Annotated in this window: 16 protein-coding genes; 8 read left to right on the top strand and 8 right to left on the bottom strand. The window is 57.9% G+C overall.

Annotation, left to right across the window (positions count from 1 at the left end; genetic code table 11):
- Positions 1-70: 70 nt before the first annotated feature.
- Positions 71-850: a DUF3710 domain-containing protein gene (locus HMPREF2878_RS05470; protein ID WP_049173039.1), complete on the bottom strand. Its 780-nt coding sequence runs from the start codon at positions 848-850 to the stop codon at positions 71-73.
- Positions 851-968: 118 nt separating this feature from the next.
- Positions 969-1,421 (bottom strand): dUTP diphosphatase, encoded by a 453-nt coding sequence (gene dut, locus HMPREF2878_RS05465; RefSeq protein ID WP_016422657.1) that lies wholly within the window; start codon positions 1,419-1,421, stop codon positions 969-971.
- Between the two features lie 166 nt (positions 1,422-1,587).
- Here dut and HMPREF2878_RS05460 point away from each other — a divergent pair, with 166 nt between their 5' ends.
- Positions 1,588-2,064 carry a DUF3093 domain-containing protein gene (locus tag HMPREF2878_RS05460; protein WP_049173043.1) on the top strand — a complete coding sequence of 159 codons (477 nt, stop codon included), beginning with the start codon at positions 1,588-1,590 and terminating at the stop codon, positions 2,062-2,064.
- Between the two features lie 109 nt (positions 2,065-2,173).
- Here the strand turns inward: HMPREF2878_RS05460 and HMPREF2878_RS05455 are convergent, their stop codons facing one another.
- Positions 2,174-2,470: a DUF4193 family protein gene (locus tag HMPREF2878_RS05455; RefSeq protein WP_016422655.1), complete on the bottom strand. Its 297-nt coding sequence runs from the start codon at positions 2,468-2,470 to the stop codon at positions 2,174-2,176.
- 203 nt (positions 2,471-2,673) lie between these two features.
- On the opposite strand from HMPREF2878_RS05455, the gene HMPREF2878_RS10980 reads away from it, so the two are divergent.
- Entirely contained in the window at positions 2,674-3,282 is a 609-nt protein-coding gene (locus HMPREF2878_RS10980; RefSeq protein ID WP_168161654.1) for a LytR C-terminal domain-containing protein, read from the top strand.
- Positions 3,283-3,291: 9 nt separating this feature from the next.
- Here HMPREF2878_RS10980 and HMPREF2878_RS05445 read toward each other — a convergent pair whose 3' ends face one another.
- Positions 3,292-4,269 (bottom strand): inositol monophosphatase family protein, encoded by a 978-nt coding sequence (locus HMPREF2878_RS05445; protein ID WP_070652961.1) that lies wholly within the window; start codon positions 4,267-4,269, stop codon positions 3,292-3,294.
- 34 nt (positions 4,270-4,303) lie between these two features.
- Between HMPREF2878_RS05445 and ppgK the strand changes: the two genes are divergently transcribed.
- Both ppgK and HMPREF2878_RS05435 read left to right on the top strand, forming a co-directional pair.
- The gene (gene ppgK / locus HMPREF2878_RS05440; RefSeq protein WP_042388657.1) at positions 4,304-5,059 is read left to right on the top strand and encodes a polyphosphate--glucose phosphotransferase; all 756 of its coding nucleotides are present in this window, start codon (positions 4,304-4,306) and stop codon (positions 5,057-5,059) included.
- Between the two features lie 395 nt (positions 5,060-5,454).
- A complete protein-coding gene (locus tag HMPREF2878_RS05435; protein ID WP_016422651.1) occupies positions 5,455-7,017 on the top strand; it encodes an RNA polymerase sigma factor in 1,563 nt (520 codons plus the stop codon).
- Positions 7,018-7,335: 318 nt separating this feature from the next.
- Here HMPREF2878_RS05435 and HMPREF2878_RS05430 read toward each other — a convergent pair whose 3' ends face one another.
- The 4 genes from HMPREF2878_RS05430 to HMPREF2878_RS05415 all read right to left on the bottom strand — a co-directional run bounded on the left by HMPREF2878_RS05430 (position 7,336) and on the right by HMPREF2878_RS05415 (position 11,696).
- On the bottom strand, positions 7,336-8,943 hold the full coding sequence (locus HMPREF2878_RS05430) for an SLC13 family permease (protein ID WP_049170921.1): 1,608 nt from the start codon (positions 8,941-8,943) through the stop codon (positions 7,336-7,338).
- Between the two features lie 282 nt (positions 8,944-9,225).
- The gene (locus tag HMPREF2878_RS05425; protein WP_016422649.1) at positions 9,226-9,666 is read right to left on the bottom strand and encodes a hypothetical protein; all 441 of its coding nucleotides are present in this window, start codon (positions 9,664-9,666) and stop codon (positions 9,226-9,228) included.
- A gap of 39 nt (positions 9,667-9,705) precedes the next feature.
- Positions 9,706-11,451: a DEAD/DEAH box helicase gene (locus tag HMPREF2878_RS05420; RefSeq protein ID WP_048733265.1), complete on the bottom strand. Its 1,746-nt coding sequence runs from the start codon at positions 11,449-11,451 to the stop codon at positions 9,706-9,708.
- Complete coding sequence (locus HMPREF2878_RS05415; RefSeq protein ID WP_005509477.1) at positions 11,448-11,696, bottom strand: DUF3039 domain-containing protein; 249 nt, start codon at positions 11,694-11,696, stop codon at positions 11,448-11,450. The genes HMPREF2878_RS05420 and HMPREF2878_RS05415 overlap by 4 nt, the downstream gene beginning before the upstream one ends.
- Before the next feature lie 174 nt (positions 11,697-11,870).
- Between HMPREF2878_RS05415 and HMPREF2878_RS05410 the strand changes: the two genes are divergently transcribed.
- The 4 genes from HMPREF2878_RS05410 (at position 11,871) to HMPREF2878_RS05395 (ending at position 15,575) form a co-directional block, all read left to right on the top strand.
- Entirely contained in the window at positions 11,871-12,410 is a 540-nt protein-coding gene (locus HMPREF2878_RS05410; protein ID WP_070652960.1) for a DUF3099 domain-containing protein, read from the top strand.
- 38 nt (positions 12,411-12,448) lie between these two features.
- On the top strand, positions 12,449-14,014 hold the full coding sequence (locus HMPREF2878_RS05405; protein WP_070652959.1) for a DUF7782 domain-containing protein: 1,566 nt from the start codon (positions 12,449-12,451) through the stop codon (positions 14,012-14,014).
- Entirely contained in the window at positions 14,015-14,449 is a 435-nt protein-coding gene (dtd, locus tag HMPREF2878_RS05400) for a D-aminoacyl-tRNA deacylase (RefSeq protein ID WP_016422645.1), read from the top strand.
- Positions 14,450-14,585: 136 nt separating this feature from the next.
- Positions 14,586-15,575, top strand: a complete 990-nt coding sequence (locus HMPREF2878_RS05395) for a sigma-70 family RNA polymerase sigma factor (RefSeq protein ID WP_016422644.1) — start codon at positions 14,586-14,588, stop codon at positions 15,573-15,575.
- The last annotated feature ends 227 nt before the right edge of the window (positions 15,576-15,802 follow it).

Below are 15,802 nucleotides of genomic sequence, written 5' to 3'. Positions count from 1 at the left end.
CAGTGGCACCTGCAGATCCTCTTCTACCTTGTCAAGCAGCTAGCCTCTCTCTGCTGGCGGGTTAACCAAACTAATTGGTGGAACCATCCGGGTTGATACCAGTAGCGCCTGGCACCTGTCCAGGTTCACCTTCAGCTTGAGCAGCCTGGGTCTGCTGCTGGTATGCCTGACGAATCTGCTCGGCCATCTGGGACGGCAGCGTAACCGGAAGCGGCTGACCTGCTGGCATCGGGTTCTCACCGCGAGAGACGAAGCTACGGGCAAGGAGACCGCGGGCGAGATTCGCAAGTTCCTCCGCCCGATCAGCCGGACCGGAGGCCGTCATGCGAAGCATCCAACGCGGGCCGTCGGCGCCGATGATTCGCATTTCCATATCGGAGGTGCGACCTACGACCTCAGAACCCCACGGCCCCTGCTCGACATGGACATCGAGGCCATCGGACTCAAGACCGTCCTTGATTTCCTGAGCGGACTCCTCCCAGAGGCCACCCGACGTCGGAGCAGCGAATGCTACAGGAGTTACGCGGCCATGCTCAGTGGCGACGTGCAGCATGGTTGGACCTGTCGGCCCCATCTCCACCTGAATATCACCAACGTGAGGAATAGGCAGCAGCATCGAACCGAGGTTCAGGCTGGCCTTCGCGAAGTCCGAAAAATCAAACTGCGTCGGGCTAGCGCTGTTGATATCGAAGGGGCCGTTTGCTGGTGCGTTCTCCGCGGCGGTTTCCGACGCGTCGTCATGCACGGTTGCGGTAGCCTCCTCAGAAGCTGGCGCCGCAGAGTCGGTGGCAACGGTCTCTGCCTCAGCAGCTGGTTCTTCTGGCTGGTTCTTCTTTCCAAATGGCCACATGGTGGTTTATTGACACCTCGCTAAAAAGAAATCTTTGTATACGCTTTTGTAAACGCTTTATTGAGCTCTTCACGCATTGAACCACACTTGGTAGGGTCCCCGCGCTGTCAGAGGCGTTTTAAAGCGTCGTGGACACTCCGGTTGACCCGTGACCTCCCACGCCGCGTTCAGTTTCATCGAGCTCATCGACTTCCACCAGCGGGCTGAGCTCGACCTTCTGCACAACCAATTGGGCAATTCGATCGCCCTTGGCGATCTCCACCGCATTGGTCGGGTCCAAGTTGATCAGGCAGACTTTAAGCTCACCACGGTAACCGGCATCAATCGTGCCGGGTGCGTTGACGATGGACAGCCCCTTTTTGAAAGCCAATCCGGAGCGAGGATGAACCAATCCCACTGTGCCCGCCGGCAAAGCAATGGCAATACCGGTTCCCACGAGCGCCCGCTGCCCTGGTGCTAGGATGACATCCTCCACTGAGCTCAAATCCACACCGGCATCATCGGCATGCGCACGCTGGGGAATCACAGCGTCTTTAGCGAGCTTTTTCACTTGCACCGGGGCATAAGTCATCTCTTTGTATATCCTTCGCTGTCGCGTCTTTTAAGAACCGCACTTCGGCCTTGTCAGTACCGAGCATAGCCGTGCCCTAGAATGGATAACCGTGAGTGGAAAAGATAACCTGCAGCCTCGTCGCGACGACAGCTCAGCATCCGTCTCTGAAGGTGCGGCAATAGCAATGAGCTCGAGCGGAGATTCATCGATTGTCTATTCCGAAAAGCTCTGGGTTCCCTGGTGGTTCTGGGTACTCGGCGCTGCTGCCGTTTTTGTATGCACGGCCCAGATTGGCTTTAACCGTTCACCGATTTGGCTTGTCATCGGCGGCATTATTTGTCTGGCCGTGGGCGTGTGGGTGCTGTTGACTATGTCGAAGACCACGGTGTCCGTGGAAGTGGACAGCACTGGTGAACGCTGGCTTCACGCTGGCACGGCAGTTTTGCCAGCATCGGTTGTTGCCAAATCCCTGGTGGTCCCGAAGTCCGCGCAGCGCAATGCGTTGGGCCGTCAGCTCGATCCAGCAGCGTTCCTGGTTACACACACGTGGATTCCCACGATGGTGCTGCTAGTCCTCGACGATCCGGACGACCCCACCCCCTATTGGCTGGTCTCCACCCGCCACCCCGAGGCACTGCTTGACAGTCTCTTCGACCGCTAGGTCAAATCTCTCACCGCCGCTACACGCTTGCCGACGGCCCCAGCGCCGCCAGAACCGTGGTAGTGGCGGTTTTCCTTTTTCCTAGGAAGCTATCCCGGCTGTGCGGGGATTAGGCACAGTCCTGACAGATGGGGAATCCATCGCCGTTATCGATTGCGATCATTGAGCGGTGCATCACCATGAAGCAGGAGCCACAGGTGAATTCATCCTCCCCCTTCGGGGCAACATCCATATCGAATTCTTCACCCGCGATGTCGGCAACCGGCAACTCGAACGGCTCAACAATTTCGCCGTCGTCAGTGTCGTCGATTTCCTTCTCAGCAGATGCAGCCTGAAGGCCCTCGAGGGAATCGGTCTCCAGCTCTTCGGTTTCACGAGTACGCGGGGCATCGTAGTTTACAGCCATGTCCCAAACCTTCTTTCTGGACCTTTGCTAGACATTGTGAACTGACTTTTTCTCGGAGAATACAACGCGTTGAGACGATTGACACCCTGTACTCTCCAGCGCCTTTCTCAGCGGATATTAAGGCAATTCACGCAATCTGTCATCTCTGCAGGTCAAAATAGGTTTCTATGCCAATAAGCCGAGGAGAGGATAACATGATGGCTATGAGTTCAGGCCCCGCGAGCACTTCGAGCACGTCACATCGACGAAAAATTGTTCCCTACGTGGTGGTTTCCGTCGTTGCTGTAGTGATTGCCGCTACGTTGTGGGTGTTGGCATTCCGCAGCCAACCGGCAAGTTATCCGGTGTCCTGTTCCCTCCCCGCGGCTGGGCCCCCTGTTTCCTCCACCACGCTAATCGGAGAGCACGTCGTTCCACCGTCGGATGTTCATGTGCGCGTTTATAATGCCAACGGCAAAGTCGGCCAGGCTACAACCGTCGCCGAGCAATTGCGGCAGCTCGATTTTGTCCTCGATGAGCAGGTTCCCTACGGCAACGACCCTATTGTGGAAAACCAAGACCTCGGTTGCTTCGGCCAGCTGCGTTATGGCGAGGACTTCAATGGCCACGCCGCAGCGCTTCACGCTCTTTTCCCCTGCTTTGAGCTCATCCACGATGGTCGGCCGGATGCAACCGTCGATGTGTCCTTGGGTAAGGGGTTTAAGGATCTCGAAGTAGCCAGCCAGGTTGAGGAAACGATGTCCGCATTGAACCGTGGCGAACAAGCCGACCTAGAGGGGTTGAGCTCGTTAGGCTCGAGCACCTGCTCCTAGACCGACGCACTAATTCCTAGCCTGCGCGACAGCACCATCCAATGCCTCGAAGAACGCATCGGCAACTTCAGAGTTCGCCGCACCGACACCAAAGTCGAGCGGGTCTCCCTCCGGCCGGCCAGTAACGTTGGCACACTGAGTGAATTCCGGGACCCTAATCCTTGCGCCTGCTTCAGCCGCAATCAGAGCACCAGCTGCATAATCCCAAACCTTGATGTCGTGTTCGTAATACGCATCAACACGGCCGTGCGCCACCATGCACAAATCCAGCGCCGCCGATCCCATGCGCCGAATATCTCGACACTCCCCCAGCAACTGCGACGCTATCCGGCCCTGCACCTGCCGGAGACTAGCGGAATAGCTGAATCCCGTTGCCACAAGTGTCTTTTCCAGCTCGGCCGTTGGGGAACAACTAAGCGTCTGCACAGTGCCGTCCCGTCGAGAAACCTGAGCGCCCTCTCCCTTAGCTGCACTGTAAATCTCTCCCGAGGACGCATTTGCCACTGCACCCGCCACTACCTCATCGCCTACGGCGCAAGCGATACTCACGGCACAATTGGGCAGGCCGTAAAGGAAATTCACCGTGCCATCAATGGGGTCTACAATCCAGGTCACCGCTTCGCCCTCGTTGGCAGCCTGCGCTGGGGAACTCGCGCCGTCGTCAAGCCCGCCTTCTTCGCCCAAAATGCGGTCAGAGCTGCTAAACGTCTTGATAAGCGAACGAATGAGCTCCTCAGATTCACGGTCGACGACGGTGACGGGGTCAACAGCTGAGGACTTCGTTTCGGAACTTGCTAAAACGCCATCGGAGCCGAGTTCGACCCGACGACTGGCGATGTGCGCCGCGGCTGCGCGGGCGATAAGTACCGCGCGGTCACGCAATTCCCCGACGCTGGGCCGCACGGACCCGGGGCTATTCGGTGCAGCAGACCCCCTATTATCCGCGCTGTTAGCGAGTTGTTCGGTGCCATGCGAGTTATTGCTCATGCCCCCATTGTGTCTGTTTCGTACAATTTGAGCTATGGGACAACGAATTGGATTTGGCATCGACGTGGGAGGCTCTGGAATCAAGGGTGGCCGCGTAGACCTTGAAACTGGGCAGCTTATTGGCGACCGCATTAAAATTTTCACGCCACAGCCGGCAACTCCGGAAGCGGTTGCGGAGACCATTGCAGAAATTGTGGACATTGCGAAGTGGGATTCCGATGTCGGCATCACGATTCCGTCCGTCGTACAGAATCAGATTGCCTTGCTGGCCGCCAATATTGACGGTTCTTGGGTTAATACGAACTGCCAAGAGCTCTTCGCTAAATACCTGCCCAACAACAAGGCGCACGTGCTTAACGACGCTGACGCTGCCGGCCTCGCTGAAGTCCAGTTTGGCGATCCGGGCAATAAGACCGGCGCCGTGTTGTTGCTAACTTTTGGTACAGGCATCGGCTCCGCGCTCATTCATGACGGACTGCTCTACCCCAATTCGGAGTTAGGCCACCTCATCATTGATGGCATGGAGGCCGAACACTTTGCATCCGCGAGAGTTAAGGATGTGGAGGGGCTCGGCTTCGAAGAGTGGGCTGAGCGCGTGAGCAAGGTGCTTAAGACCTACGAGGCGCTGTTTTGGCCGTCACGGATCATCGTCGGCGGCGGAATCAGTCGCGAACACGAAAAGTGGATTCCGCTGTTGACATGTAAGACTCCAGTTGTCCCCGCAAGTTTGGATAATAATGCGGGTATTGCTGGCGCCGCCTTTGCAGCTGACCAGGGACTTTACCCTTAACCACTTTCATTTCTTATATGGGGATTGGTAGCTACGTGTCGGGCGTGACACGTGCTTGAAGCCATGCCCCGTGGCGGCGATTTTAAGAATTGGTTTACAATAAGAAGTTGACTCACGGCAAGGTTGAATAATCAACAGGCTCGAGGAGGATTGGGAAAATCGAATTCCAGCGCACTGCTTCGATGAGGATTTTCACCGATTACTTCTTCGCTAGGAGCCAGAAAGCAACACTGATGACCGTGGCACGAAAAGGTCAGCTCTGAATGTTTTCCATTCGGCTAGTTGGCTATAGACGAAGTAAAGGCGCACCACTGGCGCGTTGAGCTTCTCTTCGACCGAGAGAAGCTGGCGGCGGCTTTGGCGGCGCACACAACGTACATCGTGAAAGGGCGTTCGTGGCAGGCAACGAACTGGGGCAAGCTCAGGACCAATCCACCGGGAGTGGCACCGGTTCAGCTACTCCTGCAAAGAAGGCTGTAAAGAAGGCCATCAAGAAGGCAGTGAAGAAGACCGTGGCAAAGAAGACTGCCGCGAAGAAAACTGCTGCCAAAAAGACGGCTGCTACCAAAACTGCGGCGAAGAAGACGACCGCTAAGAAGGCAGCGGCCAAGAAGACCGTGAAGAAGGCGGCCAAGAAGTCCGTCGCTAAGAAGACCACGCGTAAGGCCGCCGCCAAGAAGGCAACTAAGCGGACAACGGCTGCGAAGGCCACCGCGGCCAAGGCTGCTGCAGCGAAGGCGAAGGACGCGCAGGCTCTCGACGCAACTGAGAACGAAGAGCTCGAGGACGAGGAACTCGACCACGACTTGGAGCAGGAGCAGGACTACGACCCGGATCTGGATGATGATCTCGAAGACGATGATCTTCACGACGATCTGGATGATGACGACCTCGAAGACGACGACCTCGACGATGATGAAGAAGAGGACGACGAGGACGAAGACGAAGACGAGGATGAAGAGGACGAGGGCGACGAGGTCTGGAACGAGGACGAGTCCGCTCGTCTGCGTCAGGCCCGCAAAGATGCTGCCCTCACCGCCTCCGCCGACTCTGTCCGCGCCTACCTCAAGCAGATTGGTAAGGTCGCGCTGCTGACTGCCGAGGAAGAAGTCAGTCTGGCAAAGCGCATCGAGGCCGGTCTGTACGCGCAGTACAAGATTGACGAGGCCAAGGAAGCCGGCGAGCGCATCGCTTACGCTCAGAAGCGCGACTTGCGCGAGATTTCTCGTGACGGTCAGCGCGCCAAGAATCACCTGCTCGAAGCCAACCTCCGTCTTGTGGTGTCCCTGGCAAAGCGCTACACCGGCCGTGGCATGGCTTTCCTCGACTTGATTCAGGAGGGCAACCTCGGCCTGATTCGCGCCGTCGAGAAGTTCGACTACACCAAGGGCTACAAGTTCTCCACGTACGCAACCTGGTGGATTCGCCAGGCAATTACTCGTGCAATGGCCGACCAGGCTCGAACCATTCGTATTCCGGTTCACATGGTTGAGGTCATTAATAAGCTCGGCCGTATCCAGCGCGAGTTGCTCCAGGATTTGGGCCGCGAGCCCACTCCGGAAGAGCTCGCTAAGGAGATGGACATCACCGAGGAAAAGGTTCTCGAGATTCAGCAGTACGCTCGTGAACCCATTTCGCTGGACCAGACCATCGGTGACGAGGGCGACTCCCAGCTCGGTGACTTCATTGAGGACTCAGAGGCAGTCATCGCTGTGGACGCCGTCAGCTTCACGCTCCTCCAGGACCAGCTTGGCGACGTTCTGGAGACTCTCTCCGAACGTGAAGCCGGTGTCGTCCGCCTGCGCTTCGGCCTTACCGACGGCATGCCGCGTACGCTTGACGAGATTGGCCAGGTCTACGGTGTGACACGCGAGCGCATCCGTCAGATCGAGTCCAAGACGATGTCCAAGCTGCGTCACCCATCGCGTTCGCAGGTTCTGCGCGACTACTTGGAGTAAAGCTTTAACCTGAAGTTGTTCAGGGGCTAACAGCTAGCCCCAGAGAATCGGGCTTGAATGAGGTTTCACACCTTATTCGGGCCCGGTTTTTCTTTTGGTGTCAGCGCTAGTGAGTTACTGACTGCGTTTATGTCAAAAATGACCTGAAAAATGGCCTGAAAGTGTCATAAACTCACGCAGTTTCACATTTGCAGCCAAAAGCCCCGGACCACCGAAGTGGAACGGGGCGAAGGAGTATCTGAGCAACGCTAGGCGAAGCAGTCCGGTGGCGGTTCAGCGCGCTGCCCCACCATCCACTACGGGCTACTACATACCCAGCTAGTACACGACGCCGAATACCCACTGCAGCAGCGTCAGCGATGCCACAGAAATCACGATCAGTGCGACGACGTTCAGCCAAACACCGGCCTTGACCATGTTGTCCATGCTGACGTAGCCGGAGCCGTAGGCGATGGCGTTCGGCGGTGTTGCAACCGGCATCATGAAGGCCGAAGTAGCTGCCAGTGCAACTGGAACGGCGAAAATCATCTGGTCGTGGCCCAGACCGATTGCCATCGCACCAACCAGCGGCAGGAAGGTCGCGGCCGTCGCGGTGTTAGAGGTGAACTCGGTCAGGAACAGCACAACGGCGCCGACGACAACCACGAGTGCAGCCACTGGCATCCAGCCGAGAGTAGACAGCTGCTCGCCAATCCAGTCCGACAGCCCAGAGGCACCGAACTGCGAGGACAGTGCGAGGCCACCACCGAACAGCAGCAGCACGCCCCACGGCAGCTCTAACGCATTTTCCCAACGCATAAGCTTAACGCCATCAGGACCGCCCGGAATAATGAACAGCGCAATACCCACGGTCATTGCGATAACCGCATCGGCAATCTTGGTGTCGGGCAGCAGCACCGGAACAAAGACCCACGCCAGTGCCGCCGCGATAAACACCAGGAGCACCCGGCGCTCTCCAGTCGACATACGGCCAAGGCGCTTCAACTCGTCACGCATGAGTTCGCGCCCACCTGGAATATGCGTAATCTCCGGCTTAAACAGAACATTTGTCAGCAGGAACCATGCACAGAGCATGAGCACAACCGCCACCGGGACACCGAGCAGCATCCACTGGCCAAACCCAATATTGACTCCCTGCTCCGCCATGTAGGCCGCCAGCATAGCGTTCGGAGGAGTACCAATAATGGTGCCCAGCGAACCAATCGATGCCGCGTAAGCGATACCCAGCATCAGCGCGATACCGAAGTTTGACTTTGGCATCGGGTCATAGCTTGACGACGACTCCTCGGCCTCCTCCAGCGCATCCCCACCGGGGGTTTCAGCGACGGATTCACTCGCAGAGCCCGTATCCTCTGCAGCAACCTTTTCATCGTGCAGCATTCGGACAATGAGGCTCAGGACGGACACACCGATTGGCAGCATCATCACGGCCGTGGCCGTGTTGGAGACCCACATCGACAGGAAGCCAGTAGCCACCATGAAGCCGAGAATCAGCATCTTTGGTGACGACCCCATGAGCACCAGAACCCACAATGCGACGCGCTTGTGGAGGTTCCAACGCTGCATCGCCAGCGCCAACAGGAAGCCGCCCATAAAGAGGAAGATGGTCGGGTCTGTGTACTTGCCCGAGAAATCCTTAATCTCCGCGAGGTTGAGAATCGGGAATAGAGCCAGCGGCAGCAGAGCCGTAACGGCAATCGGGATAGCCTCGGACATCCACCACACGGCCATAAGCACTGCTACACCTGCGGTTGCACGCAGGTTGTGATCGAGCTCAGCCGGCATAAAGAAGTACACGAGCAGGGCCAGGATGATACCGAGTCCTAGACCGGTGCGCTTACGGAAAAGCTCTCGGCTGAGGTATCCACGGTCTTGTTGGCCAGGTGACAGTTCCGGGGAGTTGTCGCGCGTAGATGTCGCTGCCACGATTCACGCTCCTATTTAATAATCAGCAGACATCCTGTATTGCACGCATGTTCAAACGTTTACCGCATGTAGGGGATGCCAAATGTGGGTACTTTCTGACACCAATATCATTACCAACACTCGGCCAAATATGAGATTTCACTAAGAAACCCCCGGCCGAAACTGCAGGCAGTTGGGCTTCGGGGGTGGATTACGGGGTTAGCTCATTTCCTGATTGCGTATCTGGCGTTGACCGAAAACTCCGGGCACAAAGTAAGACCGCCATTGATGTCGCTTCCGAACTCACTCCGATTGCTTCTTTGGCTGATCAGTACCCATCTGCTTAGAGATGCACTCGGCATACTCTCCAGAGGTGCGCTCGAACTTCTCGCACTTCGACATCGCATCTGATGTCGACGAATACAGCATCAGCGACACCACGGCGGCTGCAATACCCGTCACAATGCCGACCACGCCCAATCCGAACGAACCGCTGATGACCGCGTCTCCCCCGGCTGCCTGCACGCGTTTCTTGGCACTCATTGCCTTCGCCATCGCGATGATGCCCAGAACAATGCCAAAGACACCGAGGATGCCACCAACAATCATCCAGGACATCAAGAGTCCGCCGACGCCAAAGATCAGTGCCAGCACGCCAATAGTCCGACCGTCATTGCCTGGTACAGCTGACAAACCACCGCCGGTCAATTCTGACGGCCTCGACTTATCACTGCTTGCCGACATTCTTCTCTCCACCATAGATTGCTCAGTTCGTTTGAAACCCTACCAATTACGCAGGTAGCTGATGCGATCACGCAACTGTTCCTCCGTACATAGCGCAGTCGGCGGGCCACCACAGGCGCGCCGAACCTCGTTATGCACTTGACCATGTGGCTTACCGGTTCGCGCCGCTGTCATCGACACCAGCGTATTGAGCTCCTTCCGCAACTTCGGCAACACCTCACTGGCCACCTTCTGCGGCCTTGGGTACGCCGATCCCTCAATCCGGTGCACCGCGCCCCCTTCGCCCCCGCTTGACGACGATTCCCTCGCCTCCTCGCGGGCTTCCTTCTCTCGGGCACTGGCGGCTTTAAGCTGTTCATCCTGCCGCTGACGCAGCAAGAGTCGCATCTGATCGGCGTCGAGAAGCCCTGGCAAACCCAGATAATCGGCCTCTTCGGCGGAACCAGCAACGGTTGCGGTGCCGTAGGAGGAGCCGTCGTAGATGAGGTAGTCGAGTTCAGCATCCGCGCCAATGGATTCGTAGGCCGGCAGCAATTCATCGGGCTCATCCTTGCGGCGATTGGCCTCAGCGACCAAGTCATCTTCCCAGCCCTCCGAAGGCCGATCCGGCTTGCCGAGCACGTGGTTGCGCTGCACCTCCATCTGCGAGGCCAAGTCGAGCAGCACCGGAATCGACGGCAAGAAGACGGAAGCAGTCTCCCCCGGCATGCGGCTTCGCACGAATCGTCCGATAGCCTGCGCGAAGAATAGCGGAGTCGAGGAACTTGTCGCGTACACACCGACCGCCAGCCTCGGCACGTCCACGCCTTCGGAGACCATGCGCACGGCTACCATCCACTCATCGGTGGACTCGGAGAAAGTCTTGATTCGTTCCGACGAGCCCGGTTCATCCGAGAGCACTAACGCCACCGGCGTAGAGGCAATCTGCTCGAGAATGCGTTTGTACGCACGGGCAGTTGCCGCATCGGAGGCGATAACCAGGCCACCCGCGTCCGGGATATGCTGCCTCATCTGCGAGAGCCGGGTGTGCGCTGCCCGCAGCACAGATGGCATCCACTCGCCCTTTGGGTCAAGCGCGGTGCGCCAAGCACGCGTGGTCTCCTCTGGGCTCATCACGGTGCCCAGTCGCGCAGCGAACTCATCACCCGCGCTATCACGCCAGCGAGCTTCACCGGAATAAGCCAAAAAGACCACTGGGCGCACGACGCCGTCGGCAAGCGCATTGGAATAGCCGTACGTGTAATCGGCGACGGAACGCGAGTAACCATCGCCGTCCGGCGAGTAGCGAACAAACGGAATCGCTGCGTCATCGGAGCGGAACGGCGTACCAGTTAGGCACAGGCGGCGTTCGACATCGCCGTAAGCTTCGGAAATACCGTCGCCCCAGCTCTTGGCATCGCCGCCGTGGTGCACCTCGTCCAGAATCACCAATGTCGGCCGAGCGGTGGCTACGGCATGGTGCTTAAACGGATGCACTGCGACTTGGGCGTAGGTCACAACAATTCCCTGGTAGGAGGGGTTTACCACACCCTTGGCGTTGGTGAATTTGGGATCCAACGCAATCCCCGAACGAGCAGCGGAAGCAGCCCACTGCACTTTCAGGTGCTCAGTGGGAACCACGACGATGATGCGCTCGACGATCCGGCGCGACAGCAACTCACTGGCGATACGCAAGGCGAAGGTCGTCTTACCTGCGCCCGGTGTCGCCACTGCAAGGAAGTCCTTGGGGTTAGTCGCCAGGTATTTGTCGAGGGCCTCCTGCTGCCATTTACGAAGCCCGCTCACTTGCGACGCAGGGACTTGTAAATCCGCTCGCAGTCAGGGCATACCGGTGAACCCGGCTTCGCCGACTTCTTCACTGGGAAGGTTTCACCGCACAGAGCAACGACGTAGGAGCCGTTGACCGCGGAGTTCACGATCTGGTCCTTCTTGACGTAATGGAAGAACTTCGGAGTGTCGTCCCTCGTCGACTCATCGACGCGGGTATCGGTGCGTTCAATCGTCTTTGTCGTCTTCAATGGAGTGCTCACAGATTCCAATTGTGCCCCATCGGTCAAATTATGCCTAGCGACCCAGGTGCTGGCCGCTGCAGACTGCTGCCTTCCACAGCCATCCGCAACATCGCTGTGACTACGCGAGCATGCGGCTGCAACGGGCATAGCTAGTTGAGACGACCCCACGCCACAGGCGTATGCTAGACAACCATGGCGCGAATCAATGACCGTCGCGACTCCGCGCTGCCGAAACGCGGAGGTTCCCGGCGACGCAAGAAAGACGCGGCGTTGATTACCGACGCCCGCGGCTCTCGGATTCGCAACTATGACCACCGCCGCCACGTCTACGCCGCCCTGCAATGGTCTCGCATTCCGCTGCTGCTTCTTTCCGGCGCTTTTTATCTGTGGTGGGATGTCCCGTGGATCGCAGCGATTCTCATGGTCGTCTCCGTACCCATGCCGTGGATCGCGGTTGTCATCGCCAATGGCGTTGGAGAACCCGCTGACAAGCGTAAGCCGCGCGTCTACAAGCCTGGAGTTGTACGCGAGCAAAACCGCAAATGGGAGGAGCAGCAACGCCAGCGCGCCCTCAAGGAAGCAGAGATGCGCGCGCTCGGTTCTGCCGCCAGTACCGAAGACACCGACGCACCGCCGCAGTCCGGTAACGAGACCATCTCAACCCCCTTCGATGATGCAAATGTCATCGATATGCCGGAAGACGACGATCCGTCGTCAAGCTCCCCTAACTAGCCCCTCCGCCCCGCTTTACGACGAGAGTAGTGCCTACGATGACCTTTTCCCCCTCCACCTTCACCCCACCGACTGATCAGCAGCTTCGTGATTTTGTCGACTGTGCGGAGGAATTTGCCACCGCGCTCAGGCGCCTTGAGTTTTCCAGTGAGTCACTGCGTCGAGTCCTAGGCGCCGAGGGACTGGCCGCGCTGGACCGCGGTGAGCCCGGCGTTGTCGATGTTCTACTTACCGAAACTGAGGGCGTTTCTGCGGACACTGTGACCGCGTTGCGTCTTCTCATCCTGGGCGACTTCGCCGACGCAGACCAGCTATTTGGACCTGCTCTGACGGCCAAGTTACTGGACAGCGGCATATTTGCCGGCACCGCCACCAACGCACAGGTGTGTATCGATGTGCGCCCGGTTGAGATTGCGGGAGTCGACCGTATTGTCTTTTCCGACCGCGACGCCTCGATGAGCAATCACGTTCCTGGACCCAATCATGTCTTGGGCGTAGGGCGGGCTTCCCGCTCCCTCCTCGATATTTCGCCGACCTCGGCGGTGGAATCCGTACTCGACCTCGGTGCCGGTTGTGGCGTCCAGAGCCTTGCCCAGCCTGATGCAAAGTCGATTGTCGCGACGGACATTCACCCCCGGGCGCTGTTTTTTGCCCGCGCTACTTTCGCAGCAAATGGCTTCGACCAGGCGCAGGCCGTCGAAGGCTCGTGGTTTGAACCGGTTGCAGCCAAGAAGTTTGACCGCATTGTGGCGAACCCGCCGTTCGTCGTAGGGCTGCCAAGTGTGGAACATGTTTACCGTGACTCAGGATTGAACCTGGACGGTGCCACCGAACTTATGATCCGCGGTCTGGCCGACCATCTCACCGACGGCGGCACGGCGCATCTGCTCGGCGCTTGGGCCCATATCGAGGGCGAAAGTTGGCAACAGCGCATCGCCTCTTGGCTCCCTGCTGAAGGCCTCGAAGTGTGGGTAACACAACGAGATGTCGCCACGCCGGCGGAATACATTGGCACCTGGCTTCGAGACGAGTCCATCGACCCCCGCAGCCCAGAGGGCTGCGAGCGCTCCCGTGCCTGGCTGGAGCACTTCCGCAACAGCGGCGTGACAGGCATCGGGTTCGGCTACATCACAGTCCAACGCATTGCCGGCCCGACTTCCGCCGTGTGCGAAGAAATGCCGCAGCCTTTGGCCGCTCCCTTCGGCGCCGAAGCCCAGGAGTATCTCGGCCGCGCCGAATGGCTTCGCGCACAAACTGCTAACACCATCCTCGAAGCTGCCTTTACTGTGCGACCCGGCGTCGCCTTAGAACGCGTTTCGCTTGCCGACGTCGACAGCGGCCAGGGCTTCACTGAGTTCGATACGCGCATCTCACGCACCGACGGCCCCGCCTGGACACACTCAATCGATGAGTCCGTCGCAACCATCCTGGGTGCACTGCATCCCGAAGCTGCCCTGGGCTCCGTCATCGACATCATGGCAATGTTTGGAGCCTTTGATGAGTCCGAAGTCCCTGCAATCAAGGACGCCCTAGTTCCCATCGTCGTTGACTTGGTTCGCCATGGTCTGATTCTCCCCGCCGAGCTCTTGGAGGATAAACAGTAAATGAAAGCCGTTCTCACCCGAGTTAAATCCGCGTCAGTCACTGTCGACGGCTCCGTTGTTGGCCACGTTGACGGAGGCGATACCGGCGCCATTTTGGCGCTCGTAGGTGTTGGCCGCGAGGACACTGCCGATGCTTGGGAAACGATGGCCCGCAAGATTGCGGAGCTGCGCATTCTGGATGGCGAGCTCAGCGCTGTCGACGCTGGCGCCCCGGTGCTCGTTGTTAGCCAATTCACGTTGATGGGGGCGACAAAGAAGGGACGGCGGCCGTCGTGGGTAGACGCGGCTCCGGGCCCAGAGGCCGGACCCGTCATAGAAAAAATTGTCGAGAACTTGCGCAATCGTGGCTTGACGGTCGAAACGGGACAATTTGGAGCGATGATGGAGGTCGCATCCGTCAATGATGGACCCTTTACAGTTCTCATAGAATGCTAGTCGCGGCAGTTTTTCTTAACATTATATTTGCATGGCAAAATTACCCTATTGACATTCATCAACTTTCACGGGAACATTTCCGTAACTCCGTGCGTTGTAGTTATCGAGTCCACTTAAAAATCCAGGAGGCAGATTCATGAAGAGTGCCGATATTCAAAATGACGAACTGGAAGGTCAGCCACGGGACAAGGGGCGCCGCACTGGCAATAACTCCAATCCGTCCGCCGATTTGGTTCGTGTGTATTTGAACGGCATCGGAAAGACTGCTCTTCTCAGCGCTGAAGAAGAGGTGGAACTTTCTAAGCGCATTGAAGCCGGTGTATACGCCGAGCATTTGCTGCAGACCGGCGCGAAAATGACCCGCGCAAAGAAGCGTGATGTCAAGATTTTGGCAAAGGAAGGTAAGGCTGCACGCGCCCACCTACTCGAAGCCAATCTCCGTCTTGTGGTCTCGCTGGCGAAGCGCTACACCAACCGCGGTATGCCTCTGCTGGATCTAATCCAGGAGGGCAACTTGGGCCTCATCCGCGCCATGGAAAAGTTCGACTACACCAAGGGTTTCAAGTTCTCCACTTACGCAACGTGGTGGATTCGCCAAGCTATTACCCGCGGTATGGCTGATCAGTCGCGCACCATTCGCCTCCCTGTTCATTTGGTTGAGCAGGTCAACAAGATTTCTCGTATCAAGCGTGAGCTCTACCAGCAACTCGGCCGTGAGGCTACGAATGAGGAATTGGCAGAGGAATCCGGCATTCCAGAAGCCAAGATTGAGATGCTGCTGCGTCAGTCCCGCGACCCGGTGAGCTTGGACATGCCGGTGGGCACTGATGAGGAAGCTCCTCTGGGAGACTTCATCGAGGACTCAGAGGCAACTGATGCCGAGGAGGCAGTTGTCGCTTCCCTGCGTCACCACGATGTCCGCAAGGTTCTGTCCACTCTCGAGATTCGAGAGCAGGAAGTTATTAAGCTCCGCTACGGTCTCGACGATGGCCTGCCCCGCACGCTGGATCAGATTGGCCGCCACTTTGGCCTGTCTCGAGAGCGCGTCCGCCAGATTGAGCGGGAAGTTATGTCCAAGCTCCGCGAGGGTGACCGTGCTGACAAGCTGCGTGAGTACGCAAACTAACGCCACATGGCGGTGACATCGATAGGGTTCCTAATTTCAGCCCTGAGATAGAGCTGGACTTCAATGCCGACCCCGTGCCGGAGTTTCATCCACACTGGCGGTCGGCGTTTTCGTCTGCACGTCGAACTTTCGACATCGCGTACGCTCCCTTCCGTCTCAGCAGCGCCCACCGAACCAAGCTTTTCGCTGCCTAATCAGCACCAAAGCCACTAGATTTGCGAGCCCTA

Source organism: Corynebacterium sp. HMSC065H09 (assembly GCF_001812845.1).
In the GTDB taxonomy this organism is placed as follows: Bacteria; Actinomycetota; Actinomycetes; order Mycobacteriales; family Mycobacteriaceae; genus Corynebacterium; species Corynebacterium jeikeium_D.
The sequence above is the reverse complement of the archived record's forward strand: the minus strand, read 5'-3'. Positions and strand labels throughout refer to the sequence as shown.